This window comes from Halioglobus sp. HI00S01, from assembly GCF_001635445.1.
Lineage (GTDB): Bacteria > Pseudomonadota > Gammaproteobacteria > Pseudomonadales > Halieaceae > Halioglobus > Halioglobus japonicus.
This window is the reverse complement of record NZ_LWEE01000044.1, coordinates 39772-59858: the sequence shown is the minus strand read 5'-3', so window position 1 is coordinate 59858 and position 20087 is coordinate 39772. Positions and strand designations below refer to the sequence as shown.

Annotated in this window: 18 protein-coding genes; 5 read left to right on the top strand and 13 right to left on the bottom strand. The window is 59.2% G+C overall.

The features are described from left to right. Positions 1-23: 23 nt before the first annotated feature. The 6 genes from hfq to A3709_RS08155 all read right to left on the bottom strand — a co-directional run bounded on the left by hfq (position 24) and on the right by A3709_RS08155 (position 6820). Complete coding sequence (gene hfq / locus A3709_RS08180; RefSeq protein WP_066052834.1) at positions 24-272, bottom strand: RNA chaperone Hfq; 249 nt, start codon at positions 270-272, stop codon at positions 24-26. Between the two features lie 152 nt (positions 273-424). Further along, the gene (miaA, locus tag A3709_RS08175; RefSeq protein WP_082849989.1) at positions 425-1381 is read right to left on the bottom strand and encodes a tRNA (adenosine(37)-N6)-dimethylallyltransferase MiaA; all 957 of its coding nucleotides are present in this window, start codon (positions 1379-1381) and stop codon (positions 425-427) included. Between the two features lie 120 nt (positions 1382-1501). Continuing rightward, on the bottom strand, positions 1502-3352 hold the full coding sequence (mutL, locus tag A3709_RS08170) for a DNA mismatch repair endonuclease MutL (protein WP_066052831.1): 1851 nt from the start codon (positions 3350-3352) through the stop codon (positions 1502-1504). A 156-nt stretch (positions 3353-3508) separates the two neighbouring features. Beyond that, entirely contained in the window at positions 3509-4828 is a 1320-nt protein-coding gene (locus A3709_RS08165) for an N-acetylmuramoyl-L-alanine amidase (RefSeq protein ID WP_066052828.1), read from the bottom strand. Positions 4829-4868: 40 nt separating this feature from the next. Then, positions 4869-5342, bottom strand: a complete 474-nt coding sequence (gene tsaE, locus A3709_RS08160; RefSeq protein ID WP_082849988.1) for a tRNA (adenosine(37)-N6)-threonylcarbamoyltransferase complex ATPase subunit type 1 TsaE — start codon at positions 5340-5342, stop codon at positions 4869-4871. Then, entirely contained in the window at positions 5339-6820 is a 1482-nt protein-coding gene (locus A3709_RS08155) for a bifunctional ADP-dependent NAD(P)H-hydrate dehydratase/NAD(P)H-hydrate epimerase (protein WP_066052825.1), read from the bottom strand. Before A3709_RS08155 ends, tsaE begins: the two co-directional genes overlap by 4 nt. A gap of 40 nt (positions 6821-6860) precedes the next feature. On the opposite strand from A3709_RS08155, the gene queG reads away from it, so the two are divergent. Next, positions 6861-7919: a tRNA epoxyqueuosine(34) reductase QueG gene (queG, locus tag A3709_RS08150; RefSeq protein ID WP_066052822.1), complete on the top strand. Its 1059-nt coding sequence runs from the start codon at positions 6861-6863 to the stop codon at positions 7917-7919. Positions 7920-8068: 149 nt separating this feature from the next. Then, positions 8069-8908, top strand: coding sequence for a transposase (locus tag A3709_RS08145; RefSeq protein ID WP_066052819.1), 840 nt, complete (start codon positions 8069-8071; stop codon positions 8906-8908). 20 nt (positions 8909-8928) lie between these two features. Here A3709_RS08145 and orn read toward each other — a convergent pair whose 3' ends face one another. Then, positions 8929-9492 carry an oligoribonuclease gene (gene orn, locus A3709_RS08140; protein ID WP_066052815.1) on the bottom strand — a complete coding sequence of 188 codons (564 nt, stop codon included), beginning with the start codon at positions 9490-9492 and terminating at the stop codon, positions 8929-8931. Positions 9493-9623: 131 nt separating this feature from the next. Here orn and rsgA point away from each other — a divergent pair, with 131 nt between their 5' ends. Continuing rightward, positions 9624-10634, top strand: coding sequence for a small ribosomal subunit biogenesis GTPase RsgA (gene rsgA / locus A3709_RS08135; RefSeq protein ID WP_066052813.1), 1011 nt, complete (start codon positions 9624-9626; stop codon positions 10632-10634). Between the two features lies 1 nt (position 10635). Here the strand turns inward: rsgA and asd are convergent, their stop codons facing one another. Continuing rightward, positions 10636-11487, bottom strand: a complete 852-nt coding sequence (gene asd, locus A3709_RS08130) for an archaetidylserine decarboxylase (protein ID WP_066052808.1) — start codon at positions 11485-11487, stop codon at positions 10636-10638. Positions 11488-11533: 46 nt separating this feature from the next. On the opposite strand from asd, the gene A3709_RS08125 reads away from it, so the two are divergent. Next, positions 11534-12556 carry a hypothetical protein gene (locus A3709_RS08125; protein ID WP_156507620.1) on the top strand — a complete coding sequence of 341 codons (1023 nt, stop codon included), beginning with the start codon at positions 11534-11536 and terminating at the stop codon, positions 12554-12556. A gap of 30 nt (positions 12557-12586) precedes the next feature. Here A3709_RS08125 and A3709_RS08120 read toward each other — a convergent pair whose 3' ends face one another. Further along, positions 12587-14032: a PhoH family protein gene (locus A3709_RS08120; RefSeq protein WP_066052802.1), complete on the bottom strand. Its 1446-nt coding sequence runs from the start codon at positions 14030-14032 to the stop codon at positions 12587-12589. A 511-nt stretch (positions 14033-14543) separates the two neighbouring features. Between A3709_RS08120 and A3709_RS08115 the strand changes: the two genes are divergently transcribed. Then, positions 14544-16538 carry a ribonuclease R family protein gene (locus A3709_RS08115; RefSeq protein ID WP_066052799.1) on the top strand — a complete coding sequence of 665 codons (1995 nt, stop codon included), beginning with the start codon at positions 14544-14546 and terminating at the stop codon, positions 16536-16538. A 4-nt stretch (positions 16539-16542) separates the two neighbouring features. On the opposite strand, the gene A3709_RS08110 is transcribed toward A3709_RS08115, so the two are convergent. From A3709_RS08110 to A3709_RS08095, 4 genes are all read right to left on the bottom strand, one after another. Beyond that, positions 16543-16869, bottom strand: a complete 327-nt coding sequence (locus A3709_RS08110; protein ID WP_156507619.1) for a hypothetical protein — start codon at positions 16867-16869, stop codon at positions 16543-16545. A gap of 144 nt (positions 16870-17013) precedes the next feature. Continuing rightward, positions 17014-18411 (bottom strand): asparagine--tRNA ligase, encoded by a 1398-nt coding sequence (asnS, locus tag A3709_RS08105; protein WP_066052794.1) that lies wholly within the window; start codon positions 18409-18411, stop codon positions 17014-17016. Positions 18412-18550: 139 nt separating this feature from the next. Then, positions 18551-19093 carry a YSC84-related protein gene (locus tag A3709_RS08100; RefSeq protein ID WP_066052791.1) on the bottom strand — a complete coding sequence of 181 codons (543 nt, stop codon included), beginning with the start codon at positions 19091-19093 and terminating at the stop codon, positions 18551-18553. A gap of 13 nt (positions 19094-19106) precedes the next feature. After that, positions 19107-20054, bottom strand: a complete 948-nt coding sequence (locus tag A3709_RS08095; protein ID WP_066052789.1) for an SDR family NAD(P)-dependent oxidoreductase — start codon at positions 20052-20054, stop codon at positions 19107-19109. Between the last annotated feature and the right edge of the window lie 33 nt (positions 20055-20087).

The window sequence follows — 20087 nt, the reverse complement described above, 5'->3', positions numbered from 1 at the left end:
GCTGACAACCGCGGCCGGCGTTCTTAGCTGTCACCGCCCTCTTCCGGCGGATGCTGCATGGGCAGGCGCACCACACGACTGGGAACAACGGTAGAAATCGCATGCTTGTAAACCATCTGACTGACGGTGTTCTTCAGCAGCACGACAAACTGGTCGAAGGACTCAATCTGGCCCTGCAACTTAATGCCATTCACCAGGTAAATGGATACAGGTACACGTTCCTTACGCAGAATATTCAGGTAAGGGTCTTGTAGGGTATGCCCTTTTGACATGGGATCTCTCCTAGTAGGCTCAACTCGAGCCGAAAAAAATTAAAAACTGGCCTTCTGCCCGCGCTGGTGTCGTACTCGCGTACCCCTTGACGTCCAGCGAGGGGGGCGGGCCCTCGTTACCGCTGAGCACATTATAGTGCATCCGCAGATTTCTACATGGGGTCGATGTTCAAATAGTTCAAGGTCGCCTCCACAGTAGTGAGACCAGAGACGTCGGGCGATGGTTCCTCGGGAGATACAAATTCCTTCAGGTTCCCGTCTGCATCGGTATATATCCATGCAAGATCTGGCCATTTGCGCAGCCACGTGAGCTGGCGCTTGGCCAATTGGCGTGTCGCGGCGATGCCTTTTTTTACCGCCTCTTCCAGATTGGTTTGCCCTTCGAGATGCTCCCACAGCTGGCGATACCCCACGGCCCTCACCGCTGGCAAATCGGATGTAAGATCACCCCGCTCCTGGAGTGCTTTGACTTCGTCCAGAAAGCCCGCCTGCATCATCAGCTCATAGCGCAGCGCGATCCGCTGGTGGAGCACAGCGCGGTCTGTGGGGCAGATGGCCAGCTGCTTAATGTAGTAGGTGTCGGCCGGCACTAGCGCACTATTTTGGTGCAATTCATGCCACTCTGACATGGGCTTTCCGGTGGCGCGGTACACCTCGAGCGCCCGCGCCAGACGCTGGGAATGATTGGGGTGGATGCGTGCCGCAGCGGCTGGGTCGACCTTGGCTAGCTCGGCGTGAATATGGGGCCAGCCATGCTCTGTCGCCTCTGCCTCAATGCTTGCGCGAATGGCTGGGTCTGCGGGCGGCATGTCCGCCATGGGCTCGAGAAACGCTTTGAAGTACAGCATCGTACCGCCGACCAGCAGCGGAATTTTCCCGCGGCTGGTGATCTCCACGGCCAGGCGGTTGGCATCGTCCGCAAAGTCTGCTGCGGAGTACGGGTCAGCCGGGTCGCGGATATCCACGAGATGATGCGGATAATCCGGCTTGGCACTGCCGATGTCTAACCCACGGTACACGAGCGCGGAGTCAACACTGACCAACTCACAGTTGAGCTGCTCGCAGAGCGCGATGGCTAGATCTGTCTTCCCCGAGGCCGTCGGCCCCATCAGGCAGATCAGCGGCGGCTTGCTCACGCGCCTACAACCTTGGGATCAGGTCTTAAATTTCTCAGACACGAGAGGCCTGACCATGCTTGTCTGAGAAATTTAAGACCTGACCCCATGGTGTTAGCGGCCGCGGAGGAAGAGCTTGTCGAGTTCATCGAGGCCCAGTTGGGTCCAGGTGGGGCGGCCGTGGTTGCACTGGCCTGAGCGCTCGGTCTCTTCCATGTCGCGCAGCAGGGCATTCATCTCAGGCACGGTTAGGCGGCGGTTGGCGCGCACCGAGCCGTGACAGGCCATGGTGGACAGAATTTCATCCATGTGGGCCTCGATGCGCTCAGAGCTGCCAAACTCGATGAGGTCAGCGAGCACATCCCGGAGCAGCTGCTCAACATCGGAATCACGCAGGCTTACGGGGATTTCACGAATCACCAGTGCCTCTTCACCGGCCACATCCACAGCCATGCCAAGGCGCTGAAACAGCTCGCCATTTTCTGCCGCTATTGCGACTTCGCGCTGGCTCACCGCTATCGATTGCGGCACCAGCATGGGCTGGCTGCGAATGCCTTCCGCGTCGCGGGCGGTTTTCAGGCGCTCATAGGTAATACGTTCGTGGGCGGCATGCATGTCCACCAGCACCAGGCCGGCGGCGTTTTCGGCCAGAATGTATATACCCTTTAGCTGGGCCAGCGCATAGCCTAGCGGCGGAGCATCTTCCTCGCGCTCCTGCTCGGGCAGGGGTGGATGCACTTGTTGGTAGGCCACCATCTGCGCCTGGCCAGCTGCGCCGACGCCCGACCCTCCAAAAAAGCCTGAGCCCATAGGGCGCGGTTCATTGACCGGCGGCGCATTGAGAGGCGCGCGCTCGCTGCCCCAGGTCAGTGCTGACTGAGTGGTGATTTCGCCGGTTTCGGTATTGATGGCCATGCCGTCGCCGGTGGACACAGTATTTTCCGGCAGTTGATCGGCCGGGCGCACATCGGCCAGAGCCCGATGCAGGCTGGAAAAGATGAAGTTGTGGACACTGCGACCATCCCGGAAACGCACCTCGTGCTTGGTGGGATGTACGTTGACGTCCACCAGGGCCGGGTCAAGTTCCAGATAGAGTACAAACGCCGGGTGGCGACCGTGGTAGAGAACGTCGCGATAGGCCTGCTTCACGGCGTGAGCGATGAGCTTGTCACGAATCACCCGGCCGTTAACGAAGAAATACTGCAGATCCGCCTGGCTCCGTGAGAAGGTCGGCAAGCCTACCCAGCCCCACAAACGGAGCCCGGGCACCTCGTTCTCCACGTAAATGGCCTGCTCCATGAACGCAGGCCCGCACACGGTGGCCACCCGCCGCTGCTGTTCCGCCTGGCTGGTGCCAGATTTGAGCTGGTGAATGGTTCGGCCGTTGTGACGCAGGCTGAACGCCACATCAAAGCGCGACAGCGCCAGGCGCTTAACCACTTCTTCGAGGTGGTTGAACTCTGTTTTCTCAGTACGTAGAAACTTGCGCCGCGCGGGCGTATTGAAAAACAGGTCGCGCACTTCCACGGTGGTGCCCTGCGGATGCGGCGCTGGCTTAACAACCACGTCCATGTCGCGCCCCTCACAGGAGGCGCTGTTGCCGCCACTACCTTCTTCATCGGCATTGCTGGTCAGGGTAAGCCTCGACACCGAGCCAATACTGGCCAGCGCCTCGCCGCGAAAGCCCAGGCTGCCTACGGCTTCCAAATCTTCCAGGGACACAATCTTACTGGTGGCATGGCGAGCCATGGCCAGCGGGAGATCGTCCGGCGGCATACCGCTGCCATTATCGCGGATGCGGATGAGTTTCACGCCGCCGCCTTCAACATCGACGTCGACCCGGGTAGCGCCGGCGTCCAAGCTATTCTCCAACACCTCTTTAACCACCGAGGCCGGCCGCTCAACCACTTCACCAGCGGCAATCTGGTTGGCTAGACGGGTCGATAAGCGATGGATCTTGGACATGGAATGACAATATGCAGGGCAAAAGATGATGGTACTGGATTCCCGCGCCACGCAACACCTCGGCTTCCGACAACCCTGGGGTCAGATCTTATTTTTCTCAGACAAATGAGGTCTGACCCCGGAGTTGTCTGAGAAAAATAAGACCTGACCCCAGGGTTATGTGGCGGGGATGGTGAGTTTTTGGCCGACCACGATTTTAGAGCCGTCAATGCCGTTGGCGCTTTTCAAGGAAGCCAGGGAGACGTTGAAGCGCTGGGCAATGCCGGACAGGGTATCGCCGCGGGCAATGGTATATTCAGAGCCGCCCTGGGCCTTGTTGTAGGCGATCAGGGTGCCTGAGGGCGGATGCGCGATCAGGTAGTTCTTGATACCGGCGTGAATGGCGCGGGCCATTTTCTTCTGGTAGCTCGGGGTGGAGAGTTTCTTGGCCTCGCCCGGGTTCGAGATGAAGCCGGTTTCCACAAGGATGGAGGGAATATCCGGTGATTTCAGCACCGCGAAGCCGGCCTGTTCCACGTTTTTCTTGTGTAGCCGGGCGACGCCGCCCATGTGCCCCAAGACCTGAGAACCCACCTGCAGGCTGGCGTCCAGAGTTGAAGTCATGGAAAGGTCGGCCAATACGCCCGCGAGCATGTCGTCTTTATCTGACAAGCTGACGCCGCCGACGAGGTCAGCCGCGTTTTCGCGCTGGGCCAGGTAGCGGGCGGCTGTACTGGTAGCACCGCGGGTGGACAGCGCGTACACCGAGGCGCCATTGGCCTCTTTGCGCGTGAAGGCATCGGCGTGGATGGACACGAACAGATCAGCCTTGCGTTTGCGGGCGAGATCGCGACGGCCCTTGAGGCTGATGTAGTAGTCGCCACTGCGGATCAGCGTGGGCGTGAAGCCACTATCGGCTTTGAACAGGCGGTGTATTTCTTTGGAGATCGCCAGCACCACGTCTTTTTCGCGGCGCTTGCCGGGGCCTAGTGCGCCGGGATCTTCCCCACCGTGGCCCGCGTCGATGGCGATGATAATGTCGCGCTTGCCCGCCGCCGTGGCGGATTTTTTCACCACGGGTTTGCTGACCTGTGTGCCTTTATCGTAGAGATCGAGGACGAGGCGGTCGCCGGCCTGGTCATTGGCTTTAAGCGCAAAGCTGCGGGGATCTACTGCAGCGCTGATATCGAGCACGACGCGCAGGTCGTCGCCGTCACGCACGCCGGAGCGCACCTGGCGGATGGGTGTGTTATCGAGCTTGAGGTCGGAGAAATCGGTGCGCAGGCGAGTGTCTTCCACATCCAGCACAATACGCGAGGGGTTACTCAGCACCATGAGCTTGTGATCGGCCGGGCCGGTTAGGTCGAATACCACACGGGTATGATCTGGCGCGCGCCACAGGCGCACGTCCTTGACGTCAGCCGCACTTGCCGTCGATACCGCAAGCGTTGCCGCTACCAGAAAACTTAGGGTCGCCCCGATCCACGCCCTGTCCATGTCACTCCCGCACCTTGAGGTACTTGTTATGTCCCGTGGCTCAAAGAGCCAGACGCAGTCTTTCCAACACCCTGTTGCCCTGATCGGTATTGGAGTGCACCTGCAGTTGCCTGCCGGCACCGTCACGGTCTATGTTAATCACTAAATCTGCCGGGGGCAAAACACCTGCGCCGCGCTCTGGCCATTCCACCAGGCAAATGCTGTCGCGGGTGAAGTAATCACGAATCCCCATAAACTCGAGCTCTTCGGGATCCCCCAGACGATATAGATCGAAGTGGTAGAGATTTAGTTCCCCGAAATTGTAAGGTTCGACGATCGTGTAGGTGGGGCTCTTTACCGCGCCCTTGTGGCCGTGCGCCTGCACGATGCCGCGGCTGAGGGTGGTTTTGCCCATACCCAGATCACCCACCAGGTGTACGACGGTGCCGGGCTCGATCGCGCGCGCCAGCAGCTTGCCGCACTGCACCATGGCGTCTTCATCGGGGGCTTCAAGCTGCAGATAAGGCTCACTCACTCGAGCAATTCCCGCAGCCAGGGCATGAGGTCAGAAGCGAGTAAGCCGTGCATGCCGTCCTCGGCAGCCAGATCCGCTGCGGCGCCATGCAGGCACACACCGAGGGCCGCAGCTTCATCAAATTCCAAACCCTGGGCAACGAACGAGCCGATGACGCCACTGAGCACATCACCCATACCACCACTGGCCATGCCAGGGTTACCGTAATCTGACAGCATGATGGGACCCGTGCCGGTAATCAGGGTGCCGTTACCTTTAAGCACAACCACGCCGCCCAGCTTTTCCTGCAAGGCGCGGGCGGAGGCAAATCTATCGTGCTGCACTTCGGCATTGGCGCAGTCCAAAAGCCGCGCAGCCTCCCCGGGGTGCGGGGTGAGGATATGGTCGGTGCCGATTAATGTGAGCTCACCGGCAGCGAGTAAATTCAGTACATCGGCATCGAGCACCAGCGGCTTGCCACTGGCGAGCGCCGCCTGGGCGAGAATCCGGGACCAGTCCGATTGACCCAAGCCTGGGCCCACCACAATCACGTCAGCGGCGGCGAGCATGGGCGCCAGATTATCGCCCGACTCCACTCCTATGGGCATTACTTCGGGCGCGCGCGCCACCAGAGCAGACACGTGCTCTGGCCGAGTTGCCACCTGCACCAACCCAGCCCCGCAGCGCAGTGCGGCCTCTGCAGCCAGTGCTGCAGCGCCAGCCATGCCGTAGTCACCGCCCACGACCAACACCGTGCCGTACATGCCCTTATGGGCATTGGCCGGCCGGTGCGGCAAAGTCTCCAGCAGTTCTGCAACGTCGAGGCCGAACACGCCGGCATCCACCTGCAGATAGATCTCAGGGGGCACCATCAGGTCGTCAAACTGTAGCTCACCGACATAGTCAGGCGCCGCGGCGGTGAACAGGCCGCGTTTCATGCCAATGAATGTCACCGTGAGATCCGCCACTACCGCACAGCCCAGCACGCGGCCGGTATCAGCGCAGAGCCCTGAGGGGATATCGACGGCCACTACGGGGACGCCCACCGCGTTCACTGTTTCGATTGCCTCGACATAGGGGCCACGCACATCGCCTCCGAGGCCGGTGCCCAGCATGGCGTCTACGACAATGCCCAATGGGATGAGCTGGGTATCCTCAAAGGGCTGAATATCCACGCCATTGGCCTCGGCCTGCTGGCGCGCCAGTAATGCATCACCACTGATTTTGGCAGCGTCACCCAATTGATAGACGACGACAGGAATACCTCGCTTGAGGGCTAGATCAGCAATCAGGAAACCGTCGCCGCCGTTGTTCCCCGTGCCGCACAGCACCTGTACCTGTTCCGGCTCTGGCCAGAGGTCGAGCATGGCATCAAACGTGGCATGGGCCGCCCGCGACATCAGTGTAATGCCGGGAACGCGATGGCCATCTATCGCACTGCGGTCGAGGGCGCGAGTTTGCTCGGCGGTGTAGAGCCTGTCGGCGTAGCTTAAATCCAACGGTGTTGTCCTCACTGAGTTGTGGGAGAATTATACCCACATGTCTGATCAGCCTTCACAACTTCTCGCCGATATCCGCGCCCACGCGGCGCAACTGGGTTTCCAGCAATTGGGCGTGACAGACGTGAATCTGGCGGAGCACGAAGCCTATCTGCAAAAGTGGCTCGATGCCGGGTACCACGGCAGCATGGATTATATGGCCAAGCACGGCACGAAACGTTCACGGCCCGACGAATTGGTGCCCGGCACCTGCCGGGTGCTGTCGCTGCGCATGGATTACCACGTACCGGAGGCCGGCGCCGAAGACGTGCTGGCCAGTAGCGAAAAGGCCTATATATCCCGCTATACGCTAGGGCGTGATTATCACAAGTTGATTCGCAAGCGTCTGTCGCAGCTGGCGAAATATATCCAGGAGAAAGCGGGTGGCGGCCACTACCGCGCGTTTGTAGACAGCGCCCCGGTGCTGGAGCGGGCCATCGCCGAGCAGGCGGGGCTGGGATGGATTGCCAAAAACACGATGCTGATCAATTCCGACGCTGGCTCCTGGTTCTTCCTCGGTGAGATATACACCGATCTGCCATTGCCGGCCGACCCGCCGCAACCCAGCAAACACTGCGGCACTTGTACAGCGTGCCTGGAAGCCTGTCCCACGGACGCCTTCGTGGGCCCCTTCGAGCTCGACGCCCGCAAGTGTATTTCCTATCTCACCATTGAACACCACGGCTCGATTGACGAAGCGCTGCGGCCGCTCATGGGCAACCGCGTGTTCGGCTGTGACGACTGCCAGTTGGTGTGCCCTTGGAACAAATTCGCTCAACCCACAGACAAGGACGATTTCAAACCGCGCCACGGTCTGGAATCAGCCGACCTGGTGACGTTGTTCGAATGGGATGAAGAGACGTTCCTCACTCGCACCGAAGGCTCGGCGATCCGCCGAATCGGCTACGAGCGCTGGCTGCGCAACCTGGCCATTGGCCTGGGCAACGGCCCTGCCAGCCCAGCCGCCATCAGCGCCCTGAAACACCGCAGCGACCACCCCTCCCCCCTCGTCCGCGAGCACATCGCCTGGGCCCTCAAAACCCTGGGGTCAGGTCTCTAACTTCTCAGACAACCCTGGGGTCAGGTCTTATTTTTCTCAGACAAGCCTGAGGCCGGGTCTGGAGCATCTTGATGAAATTTGGCTGGATGTGACGTGGCGCGAGCATCTCACGTCAGGCTAGGGTATATGAAAAACTAGGCTAAACGCTTATGGCCAGACCGCTTAGAATCGAATTTCCCGGTGCGCTCTATCACGTCACCTCCCGCGGTGACCGCAAGCAGTCAATCTTCGAGGACGATCGCGACCGACATATTTTCCTCAACACGCTGGGAGATGCCGCTGACACCTACCAATGGCAAGTGTTCGCCTATTGTTTGATGGGTAACCACTACCATTTGCTGGTCAGGACGCCTGACGCAAACTTGTCGCGCGGGATGCGGCATCTCAATGGCGTATTTACCCAAGCTACCAACAGACGCCACGAGCGGGTTGGGCATGTGTTTCAAGGGCGGTACAAATCGATTCTCGTCGACGGTCAGGCTTACCTACTGGAAGTCGCGCGATACATCCTGCTCAACCCTGTGCGAGCGGGGCTGATTGCGCACCCGGCGCGGTGGTCATGGAGCAGCTATCAGGCCACGTTTGGCACGGCGCCCGCACCCCACTGGCTGCACCAGGAGGCGCTGCTAGGCAGGTTCGAAGGAAACAACAGTGCGTTTGAACAGTTCGTGCTCCGCGGAATCGAGCACCCTATCTGGGACAAGCTGAACCAACAGATTTACCTAGGGGATGACGCATTTATTGCCCAGATGCAACGCTGTGCCCCACACCATGAAGCCAGTGTGCCCAAGGTGCAGTGTCGCCCCCCGGCACCAACAATACCCAAGGTAGAAAGAAATACATCCGGCAGGAATGACGCTATTCGAAAGGCACACGCGTCAGGCGCGTACACTTATCGGCAACTTGCCGCACGCTTTGGGCTACACCCATCAACCATTGGGTACATCGTGACGCGCAAAACGTCACCGAATCATACAAATCAGACCTGAACCCAGGGTTGTCTGAGAAATTAGAGACCGGACCCCGAGGTGGTGAGCTGCAGGAAGTGCTCGCGGTAGTAGCGCATTTCGTCGATTGACTCGCGAATGTCATCTAGCGCCAGGTGGGTGGCGGTTTTGCGAAAGCCGCCTTCCAGATCCGGGCGCCAGCGCTGCATGAGAATTTTCAGCGTGCTCACATCTAGGTTGCGGTAATGGAAGTAGGCTTCCAGACGCGGCATATGGCGCGCCATAAAGCGGCGATCCTGGCAGATGGTGTTGCCGCACATGGGGGACGCATTCTCAGGCACCCATTCCTGCAGGAAGGCGATGGTTTCATCCGTCGCGCCATCGGCATCGTGGACGCTGGCACGAACCCGGTCCACCAGCCCTGAGCGGGTGTGGTGCGTGGTATTCCACTCGTCCATGGCATCCAGGCGCTTATCACTGGTGTGAATGGCTATCACCGGGCCCTCAGCGAGGGTGTTCAGGTCACTGTCAGTCACAATCGTGGCAATTTCGATCACCACATCATTGTCGGGGTCCAGCCCGGTCATTTCCAGATCGACCCAAATCAGATTATTCGCGTCCGGCATGCGCTTGCCTTTGTTGCTTGTCTGAGAAATTTGAGACCTGACCCCATGGTTGTCTTAGAAATTTGAGACCTGATCCCGTGGTTGGGAGTTTATCACTTGTAGGGAGGGGGCGGGGGCTCAATAATGGCGGAATGTCCAAGCGTAAACTCAGCCGGCAACAGGCCTGGCGGGTCGAGAAAATTCAGCAGGAGCGGGCCAAGCGGGCTGCGCGGCGTGCCGAGGTGGCGGAAGAGTCACTGGCGGGCGGTGAACTGGGGCCTGAACAGGAAGGCACAGTGATCGCTCATTACGGCACGCAGGTGGCTGTGGAGTCCGGTGTGGGCGCGGTGCAGCGCTGCCATATTCGCGCCAATATCGAGGGGCTGGTCACTGGCGACCGAGTGGTCTGGTGCGAAGGTGAGCCCACCGGTGTGGTGGTGGCGCAACTGGAGCGCGACAGCGTGCTGTCGCGGCCCGACCCTCACGGGAAGCTGAAAGCGGTGGCGGCCAATATTGACCAGATCCTGATTGTAATAGCGCCCTACCCTGAGCCCCATGCCAACCTGGTGGACCGCTACCTGGTAGCAAGCGAAGTGGTGGGCATTGAACCGGTGCTGGTGGTGAACAAGACAGACCTGTTGGCCAAGGACCCGGCCCAACAGACGCTCATGGACATGTTGCTGGAGGGTTATCCGGAGCTCGGCTACCGCATTCTGCATACCTCGAGTAAAGAAGGTGGCCTGGAGCAGCTACAGGATGCGCTGCGCGAGCGAACCAGTGTTTTTGTCGGACAGTCCGGCGTGGGCAAGTCGTCGCTGGTGAACACGCTGCTGCCGGAGGCCGACTTACGCGTCGGTGCGCTGTCGGAGAACACCCTCAAGGGCACGCATACCACCACAACGGCCCAGCTGTTTCACCTCGATTGCGGCGGTAGCCTGATCGATTCACCTGGCATCCGCGAGTTCGGCCTGTGGCATATGAGCCGCGAGGAAGTTGAGCAGGGGTTTCGGGAGTTTCGGCCTTGGCTGGGTACATGCAAGTTTCGCGATTGCCAGCACGAGTCAGAGCCGGGCTGCGCAATTCTGGAAGCGCTGGAGCAAGGCGCCATCAGCGATGAGCGCCTGCACAGCTACCGGCACATTGTGGCCAGCCTGAACCAGTAGATCAGTCGACGGCGCTCGCCAAAGCCTGGCCCAGCGTGGTCGATGTACCTGACTGGTATTGCTCATCCCATTCCACACTGTTTTCCGGGAACAGCAAGATGACCGTCGAGCCCAGCTTGAAGCGGCCCATTTCATCCCCGCGCGCCAGCTCAACCGGATCTACCTGGCCGTCGAAGCGCTGTGATTGCGGTGTCTTCGGCGGCGGTGCGACCTGGCCGCCCCACACGGTTTCAATGCCAGCTACGACCATCGCACCCACCAGAATCATGGCCATAGGGCCAAAGCCGGTTTCGAAATAGCACACCAATCGCTCGTTGCGGGCGAACAAGCGATCAACATTTTCTGCGGTGGTGCCATTTACCGAAAATAAATCGCCGGGCACATAAGTGGTGGCCAGCAGTCGCCCTGCCACCGGCATGTGCACGCGGTGATAGTCACGGGGCGAAAGGTAGATGGTGGCAAATTTGCCGCCGGCAAAGCGCTCCGCCCATTCGGCATCGCCACCGAGGAGTTCAAAAGCTGAATAGTCCTGGCCTTTGGCCTGAAAGATTCGCCCGCCAACGATATCCCCCAGTTGGCTAATCGCGCCGTCGGCCGGGCAGACGACATCCGCCGATGCCAGCGGCCGCGCACCCTCCAGCAACGGCCGGGTGAAGAACGCATTGAAATTGGGATATTTCTCGTGGTCGGGCTCGGCGGCCTCTAACATATCCACCTTGAAATGGTTAATAAACAGGCCGATGACCCAGTTCTTGAGCCAGACCGGGTGTTCAAGTTCCGCCAGCCAGCCGGTCATCCGCGACAGGAGATGCTGGGGCACGATGTACTGCAAAAAGATGAAAATTTTGTCCATGAGGCGTAGTGTATCGCTTATCAGGGGAAACGCGGTATTCAATGGCGTGAAGATTTGGCTTGCATTGCTGGTAATGTTGCCCACAGTGGCAATGGCCCAGGCACCTGCTGTCGACAGCCCCGATCCTGACAAAACCGCCTCGCCCGAGGCGATTCCAGAGCTCAGCGACACCCCCGTTCCCACGGCAACCACCGACGGGGGCGAACCGCCTGCCAACTGGATTGACAGCTCTCACACCGCGGCCGCTGAATCTGCTCAGGCGCTGGTGGAATGGATGGACGATTTTTTTGGCGATTCGAACTACGACCTGGAGAAGGCAGAATCCTTCCTGCGGCTGGAGTTTGAAAACGAGTGGGACCAGGAAGACGGCAACGATTTTGGCGTTCGCCTGCGCGGTAAGGTTCAGCTGCCCAAAATCAGCCAGCGCGTAAACCTGCTGTTCAGCGACGACGACACCGCCGACGGCGACCGCGAAGAACGCGGCGATCAAGACAAAATCTCACTCAACGTGAACGTGCGCGAGAGTAGACGATCGCGCCTGGACGGCACTTTGAGCTGGTCCTCTGGCGCGCCCAAACCCGGCATTCGCTTTCGAAACGAGGGTGATATTCGCGAAGGCCGCAGCTATCGCTACGTACAGCGCGTGCAGTGGGATAACGACGAGCAGTTTTTCACCCTCGGCCAGCTGGATTTGTACCAGGCACTGGAAAACGAGGACGTAATCCGCTGGAGCAACCGCTACAAGTGGGGTGAGGAAACCGACGGCGTTGAGTGGCGCACCCGGTTGTCGTTGTTCCAGCGCTTCTGGCCCGACACCGAACGTCCGCTGGCGATGAATCACTTCGTCACCGTGCGCGGCGAGACAAAGCCGAAATCCTATGTACAAAATTACACCATTGGCACACTCTGGCGCCGCCAGGTGTACCGGGATTTCCTGTTTTTTGAAGTAGAGCCCACGCTGAACTACCGCCAGCCGGAATACGAGGAAGACCGCGAGGTCGCCTGGCAAATCATGCTGCGCCTGGAAATTCACCTGGCGCGCGACTTCTCCAAGAAGAAGCGGGACTAGGCCGCAGCCCAGCCCCACTTCACACCCTGACTAGAGATTCTCCTCCGCAAACGCCGCCAGGCGCGAGCGCACGATGCCGTTCACGTGCATGATGCCTGCATGCGGGTAGCGCTTACTCTTTTCCACCAGGTAGGTGAGCCCCGAGGTGAGCGGTGAAATGTACTTGTTGTCAATCTGGGCGAGGTTTCCCAGTACCACAATTTTGGAATCGGCGCCCACGCGGCTGATCACGCTCTTGAGCTGGAACTGGGTCAGACCCTGGCTCTCGTCAATAATGATGTAGGCGTTATTGAAGGAGCGGCCGCGCATGAAGTTGAGCGATTTGAACTGTATGTTTGCCCGCTCTTTCACGTAGTCGATACTGCCGTGGCAGGATTCGTCGGTGCCGTGGAGAATCTCCAGGTTGTCATCAAAGGCCGCCAGCCAGGGAGCCATTTTCTCTTCCTCGGTGCCGGGCAAAAAGCCGATTTCCTCGGCAATCGGTGGCGTGGAACGGGCCACAATCAGCTTGGAATATTTCTTCTGCTCGAGAATGGCGTGGAGGCCGTAGGCCAGGGCCAGCAACGTTTTGCCAGAGCCGGCGGGGCCGGTCATCACGGTCATATCCACGCTGTCGTCATCGAGCAGCGACATCGCCATGGCCTGCTCGAGATTGCGCGGCGCCAGGCCCCAGAAGCGCTTGTGCATCAGGTTGTCGCGGCTGTCGCAGCGTAGGTACACGTACTCCTTGTCGACCCGTTTCACGAATGCCATGAAGTCCTGATCATCGTGCAGGAACATATTGGGGTAGGCATAGGGGATGGATTCGCGGGGAATGCGGTGCAGAGTCATATCGCCCTCACGCAGGGTATCAACCTCGCTAATGTTGGACCAGAAATCCCCCTCAATGTGCTCGTAGCCCTTGGCCAGCAGGTCGATATCGTCGAGCACCCGGTCGCGGCGATAATCTTCCACATGCATCAGGCCCGACCCCTTGGCCTTGATGCGCATGTTGATGTCCTTGGTGATCAGGCAGACCGTTTCGCCAGGGTTGTCCGCCTGCAACTTGAGGGCCACGTTGATGATGCGGTTGTCGTTGGCCTGATCCTGGGTGCCATCCAGGAAGGGAATATCAGAGGTATCGGTAATGAGCTGGTCTGGGTAAATGGCCAGGGTGCCAGAGCCCAACCCCTCGAGCTCGGACCCTGGCACCTCAACGCCCTCCTGAATTTCCTGTGGCGACGCGGCGTCCACCACTTTGTCGATCATTTGTATCGCTATTCGCGCCTCGCGGCTGACCGTTTTGTCGCGGCGGTCCTTGATATGGTCGAGTTCTTCGAGAACGGTCATAGGAATGACCACGTGATTGTGCTTAAAAGCCGTGACCGCAGTGGGGTCGTGGAGCAGGACGTTGGTGTCCAGAACATACGTTTTTTTAACGACGGGCTTGAGTTGAGTGGGTGTCTTTTCTACGCGCAGGGTGTAGCCTGAATCCATATAGGAATCCTCACGAGGTGTTCACTGGGTAATGGTCGGAAGTCTTGCGATAGATGCGCACGGGAAGGGCCAGTGCGCGGCACTGCTGATTGTGGTGTTTCCGTGAGAGTGGCCGACTTCTGCGTTCGGCGAGGGTTGTGATACTGGGTGAGAGAAGTGGCTATCTGAAAGCGCGAAGAAGGCCGGAGCTCGGAGGGCTCAGTGGCAGCGCTGGTGCGCTTGTTGATCGACGCGTATGGGCTCAAATGTTCAACTGCCCTGCGTCCCGGAGTCATTCAAAATACACATCCAACCGGGAGGTTTTTTCTACAGCCTTGGTACCGATTACAAACCGGAATCCCCACGCTGTCAACACCTGCGGGGCCCTGCCTCAGGTTTCTCAGAAATTTGAGACCTGACCCCGGGGCTGTCTGAGAAATTTGAGACCTGACCCCAGGGTTATTTCCTGACAGGGAGGCGGTTTTCAGCTACGATAGGCGGCTTGATTTATTGATTTTAAGAACCCCTCTGAATGCTTAACCAGGACTCTCTCGCCCAGCTCAAAGGCCTCAAAACCCAGATGGAGGCTGAAAAGGAGCGCGCCGAGGCCGTGGTAAAGGGCACCCAGGCCCGCTACGGGTTTGCCATTCTGGATGACGGCCGGGAAGTCTTTATTCCCCCCGATGAGATGCTCAAAGCCTTCCCGGACGACCGGGTAAGGGTGTGCATCCGCCCGGCCAAGGACAACAAGACCATTGCCGACATCGAGAAGCTGATCGACAGCCCCCTCGGTGACTTTACCGGCCGCTGTGTGCGCAAGGGCAAGGCAATGTTCGTCGAACCCGATCTGCCGCAGCTGCGCCGCTGGCTGTTTATTCCGCCTCACGCCCGCAACGGCGTGAAAGAAGGCGACTACGTGCGCTGTGCCATTTTGCGTCACCCAATTCGCGACGGTAAGCCGCAGGCGAAGATTCTGGGCGTGGTGGGCAACGAAGACACCCCCGGCATTGAAAACCTGTATAGCATGGCCAAGTACCACTTGTCGGCCGAGTGGGGCAGCAGCAGCCGCAAGGATCTCGAAAAGCAGCTGGCCGAGTGCAAGCCGCTGGATGATGAGCGGCGCCGCGACCTGACGGACCTGGAGTTCGTGTCGATCGACGCCGCCAAAACCCAGGACATCGACGACGCGCTCTACGCCGAAGTGGTCGACAACGGCTGGAATCTGTTCGTGGCCATTGCCGATCCGACGTCGTATATCGATACCGACTCCAGCCTGTACCGTGACATCGCCTCGCGCGGCACCTCGGTGTATTTTCACGGCGACGTGCTGCCGATGCTGCCTGAAGAGCTCTCGCAGGACACCTGCGCGCTGTCCGAAGGCGCCGATCGCCCTGCGCTGGTGTGCAAGATCCACGTGGGCGACGATGGCGAAGTCGGCGAATACGAATTCATGGAAGCGACTATCCGCTCCCGGGCCAAGCTGTCGTACTACAACGTCGACCGCTACCTCACTGGCCAGGACGACGAGTTGATGTCGCACGCCACACCGCTAGAAGCGCTGTACCAGCTATATCGCGCGCTACGCACGCACCGCGAAGAGAACCACCTGGTGATGGAAGACCGGCGCGAGTACCGCTGGATCATGGGTGACAACAAGCAGATTGATCACATCGAGCCCTTCGAGAAGATGCTGTCGCAGAAGCTCGTGGAAGAATGCATGATCGCCACTAATCGCTGTGCGGCGCGTTTTCTCGCAGAGAAAGGCGCGAGCGGGCCATTTGTGACCCACCCTGGCTTTCGCGGCGACCGGATCGAGGAAACCCAGAAGTTTCTCGAGATGCATGTACCAGACACCACTGCACTGGACCCCAAAGAAGTCACCGGTTACCGGGACATCATGCGCACCCTCTCCAAACCGGACCAGAGCTTGCCACTGCGTGGCATGGTGAACCGCCTGCTCACCCGTGCCCAGTTTACGACCGAACCAGGTCCACACATGGGCATGGCGCTGGAGCACTACAGCAATTGCACCTCGCCGCTGCGCAAGTACGCAGATTTCCTGGTGCACCTGCAGATCAAGGCGCTATTGCACGGCGAGGAAGGCAACCTGGTAGAACAGGCCACTCTGGACAAGTTGGGTGAACGCTTAACCATTGCTCGCTCCGCCACACTCGAAGCCGAGCGCTGGCTGGCAGGCAAGCACCTGGCCCGACAGTGTGAAGGCGAGACCAAGCCCAACTTCAAGGCCCAGATCACCCACGTGAACAGCTCCGGCTTTAACGTGCGGCTGCTCGATTCCGGGCTGGATGGGTTTGTGGATTTACGCAAAGATCCAGAGAAGTTCAGCTACGACAAGTGGACAGCCAGCCTGACCAGCACCACTCGCCGCTTCGCGCTGGATCACGAAGTGGAAGTGAACTTTGACGGAGTAGACCCGGCCAATCAGTACCAGGCAAGCTTTTCGTTGGTGGAAGGTTGCGGCCTGAAACCGCCAAAGGAATCGAAAGAGAAAAAAGCCGAGGACTAGGCGGCTAGTGCACCTGGCGCCCGAGGGCGCCATCACCGGACTGGTTCATCACACCCGCTTCGGGGACCACCGGCTCGTCATTGGCGAGCCATTGCTGCACCCGGGCAACCAGTCGAATCATTTCCTGCACACCCAGCGCGCGTAGATAAGCACCCATATCGCGGTGTGAGTCAAGCACCACATTCGTATCTACCGATCGAAACGCCTGAATAATGCGCAGCTCCCGATGGGAGTAGCGGTCTTCCTCACCAAAAATCAGCTTGGTAAAGGTGTCGACAATGGCCATTTCGGATATTCCGCTGCCATCCATATTCCTATGCGAATGCTTCATGCCTGCCTCGCCCATGGCGTTTCATGGTTCGTTTATTTGATTATGGTCGAATTCCAGAGCCCAATTGATCAAATATTAGGCAATATTTCACATTAAGCGATCATTTTTTAACCATCCGTCACGCAACAGCCGACAAAAACTTGGTCAGAAATGCGCATTTCCCGGTGTGCGAGGGTAGGGGATGGCGTCACGCACATTCTCCATGCCGGTCACATAGTTGAGCAGACGCTCAAACCCGAGACCAAAGCCCGCGTGTGGCACGGTGCCATAGCGGCGCAGGTCGCGATACCACCATAATTCTTCCTTGAGCTCGGCGTCCATGCGCGATTCGAGCACATCCAGGCGCTCTTCGCGCTGGCTGCCGCCGATGATCTCGCCGATTCCCGGAGCCAGGACGTCCATGGCCGCGACGGTTTTCTCATCGTCATTGAGGCGCATGTAGAAGGCCTTGATGTCTTTGGGGTAGTTCATCAGTACCACGGGGCGGCCCACGTGCTCCTCGGCGAGGTAGCGCTCGTGCTCGGAGGCGAGATCAATGCCCCACTCCACGGGGAACTCGAACTTCTTGCCGCAGTTCTGGAGAATTTCGATCGCATCGGTGTAGTTCATGCGTTCGAAACTGTTGTCGATCACAGCGCGAAGCCGGTCGATAACCGTCTTGTCGATACGCTGCTGGAAAAAGGCCATGTCATCCTCGCGCTCTTCGAGCACGCGAGTGAACACATGCTTGAGCAGGTCTTCGGCGAGGTCGGCGTCGTCATCGAGATCAGCAAACGCAATTTCCGGCTCCACCATCCAGAACTCGGCCAGGTGGCGGCTGGTGTTGGAGTTCTCGGCGCGGAAGGTGGGACCGAAGGTGTACACCTTGCTCATGGCCAGGCAGTAGGCTTCCACTTCCAATTGGCCCGATACAGTGAGGAACGCCTCGCTACCGAAAAAGTCCTGGCCGTAATCCACACCGCCCTGCTCGGCTCTGGGCAGGTTAGCCATATCCAGGGTGCTCACGCGAAACAGTTCACCGGCGCCTTCACAGTCGCTGCTGGTGATGATGGGCGTGTTAATCCAATTGAATTCGTTACTGTGGAAGTAGTTGTGAATGGCGTTGGCCAGGGTGGTGCGCACCCGGGTAATGGCACCAAAAGTGTTGGTGCGCGGGCGCAGATGCGCCTGGGTGCGCAGGTACTCAAAGGTATGGCGCTTTTTGGCAATGGGGTAGCTTTCCGCGTCATCCACCCAACCGACCACTTCCACCGCCGAGGCCTGAATTTCCACGGACTGGCCCTTGCCCTGGGACTCAACCAGTTCACCGCTGATCACTACGGAACACCCTGTGCCGGTTTTCAGTACTTCGTTCTCATAATTGTCGAGCGTGCTGGGTACCACCGCCTGAATGGCGTCAAAGGCGGTGCCGTCGTGCACGGCCAGAAATGAAATACCGGCCTTGGAATCGCGCTTACTGCGCAGCCAGCCCTTTACCGTCACCTGGGTGCCGGTGGCAATTTCGCCCTTGAGGGCGGCAGCAACTGTAGTGAATGTAGACATGGCGGATTCTCCGAGGCTCTAAAGCCGCGGAGCATACTAGAAACCCCCCAGCCAAACCATGGGGTCAGGTCTCGAATTTCTCAGACAAGCGGTGGCTGACCCCGGGGTTGTCTGAGAAATTCGAGACCTGACCCCAGGGTTAGCGGGCAAGGCGGGTGATTTTGGCGCCTTCGAGGGAGAGGTCGGCCATGAGGCCTTCGCTGGAGAAGATAAAGCCGACGACCGGGGATTGCACGGTGCGGCTGTCGACACGGGTGCCGGCGCCGGCCTTGAACAGGGTGACGGTGCCGTCGACGCCCACCTCCCAACCGCGGCTGCCGCGAAATTGCTGCAGCGCCGCGTCTGTCATGAACAGAATCACTTCTGACTTGGTGACGCCCCCCAGCTGAAGGCCGAAAGACGCACCGGCGGTGGCGTAGTAGTCGGTGGGCTTACCGTCGATAAACAGGGCCCCCTCACCGTACTGGCCGCCAACGCCAAAACCGAGTTTAACTATATCCGGAAACACCAGGACGCCAACGGCCTCCTGCAGCAAGTCTCCTGCCCCTTCCACTGAATCGCGTAACACGACCAGCGCATTTATGCTCTTGGCGTTGATTTCTTCTACCGAATCCGCGCGCAGCGGGGCGCTCAGGCAGATGAGAATGACGAACAGCGTGGTCAGCAGATGGGCGTGCTTCACAAGACCTCCAGGATCAGCCGGTGGCGAACGCCTCGCCGATCAATTCCTCAGTCAGCGACCAGAGTTGATCGGCGGCTTGCGCGTCCAGTGCGTAGGATTCTACACCACAGCGAGAATCACCGGCAGCCGGCTCGGCTATATGACAATCTTCGAGGTAGAGCCCGCCCCGCCCTGCCAGTTCAGGTGAGGTGGCGGCCCAGACGCTAGTGGCCGCACCGGCAGGAATGGATTTGTAGGGCATGTCTGCGGGATCGGTGTCGCCTGCAATCATTTCAAAATCTACCTGGTCCATGTGGCGGCCCAGTTCCGTGGCAATCATCCCCGGGTGTACCGCAAGAGCGTGGACACCGCGCGCGCCAAAGCGCTGTTCCAGTCCCACGCTGAACAACACGTTAGCTGTTTTGGATTCGCCGTAGGATTGCCACTTCTGATAGTCGCGTTGCTGGTAGTTGGGGTCTTCGAGATTCACGGGGGCAAACTTATGTGCCGCCGAGCTGAGATTGACAACGCGCGCCGGGGCGCCCTGCAACAACGCCGGCATCAGCAGCGACGTCAGCAGGAAGTGGCCCACGTGATTGGTGCCAAACTGCATCTCAAACCCCTGAGCGGTGCGCAGCAGAGGGCAGGCCATGACGCCAGCGTTGTTCACCAGAATATCGATTTGCGGCGCATGCGCCAGAATCGCTGCTGCGCCGGTACGCACGCTGTCGAGGTCGGCAAGGTCGGCTATGGCGGCATCAAATGTTGCGCCGGGCACCGCTTCCTGCAAACCCGCCAGGGCGGTTGCCAGTTTACCCTGATCACGAGCCACCAACGTAACCGCCGCTCCTGCAGCTGCCATCACCCGTGCTGTTTCAACACCCAGCCCCGAGGAGGCACCTGTTACGACAACCCGCTTCCCGTGCAGATTAATACCGGCGATAACGTCATTCGTGGTGGAAGTGTGGTCGAACTGGCTCATGGACTGTCTCCTCCGGGGTGAACCAATGATTGT

Coding starts and splice junctions, on each gene's coding strand:
- A3709_RS08145 (WP_066052819.1), top strand. CDS start 8,069: ATGGCCAGACCGCTTAGAATCGAATTTCCCGGTGCGCTCTATCACGTC.
- orn (WP_066052815.1), bottom strand. CDS start 9,492: ATGCCGGACGCGAATAATCTGATTTGGGTCGATCTGGAAATGACCGGG.
- A3709_RS08115 (WP_066052799.1), top strand. CDS start 14,544: ATGCTTAACCAGGACTCTCTCGCCCAGCTCAAAGGCCTCAAAACCCAG.
- A3709_RS08110 (WP_156507619.1), bottom strand. CDS start 16,869: ATGAAGCATTCGCATAGGAATATGGATGGCAGCGGAATATCCGAAATG.
- asnS (WP_066052794.1), bottom strand. CDS start 18,411: ATGTCTACATTCACTACAGTTGCTGCCGCCCTCAAGGGCGAAATTGCC.
- A3709_RS08165 (WP_066052828.1), bottom strand. CDS start 4,828: ATGGACAGGGCGTGGATCGGGGCGACCCTAAGTTTTCTGGTAGCGGCA.
- queG (WP_066052822.1), top strand. CDS start 6,861: ATGTCTGATCAGCCTTCACAACTTCTCGCCGATATCCGCGCCCACGCG.
- rsgA (WP_066052813.1), top strand. CDS start 9,624: ATGTCCAAGCGTAAACTCAGCCGGCAACAGGCCTGGCGGGTCGAGAAA.
- mutL (WP_066052831.1), bottom strand. CDS start 3,352: ATGTCCAAGATCCATCGCTTATCGACCCGTCTAGCCAACCAGATTGCC.
- A3709_RS08120 (WP_066052802.1), bottom strand. CDS start 14,032: ATGGATTCAGGCTACACCCTGCGCGTAGAAAAGACACCCACTCAACTC.
- A3709_RS08095 (WP_066052789.1), bottom strand. CDS start 20,054: ATGAGCCAGTTCGACCACACTTCCACCACGAATGACGTTATCGCCGGT.
- hfq (WP_066052834.1), bottom strand. CDS start 272: ATGTCAAAAGGGCATACCCTACAAGACCCTTACCTGAATATTCTGCGT.
- asd (WP_066052808.1), bottom strand. CDS start 11,487: ATGGACAAAATTTTCATCTTTTTGCAGTACATCGTGCCCCAGCATCTC.
- miaA (WP_082849989.1), bottom strand. CDS start 1,381: ATGGGGCCGACGGCCTCGGGGAAGACAGATCTAGCCATCGCGCTCTGC.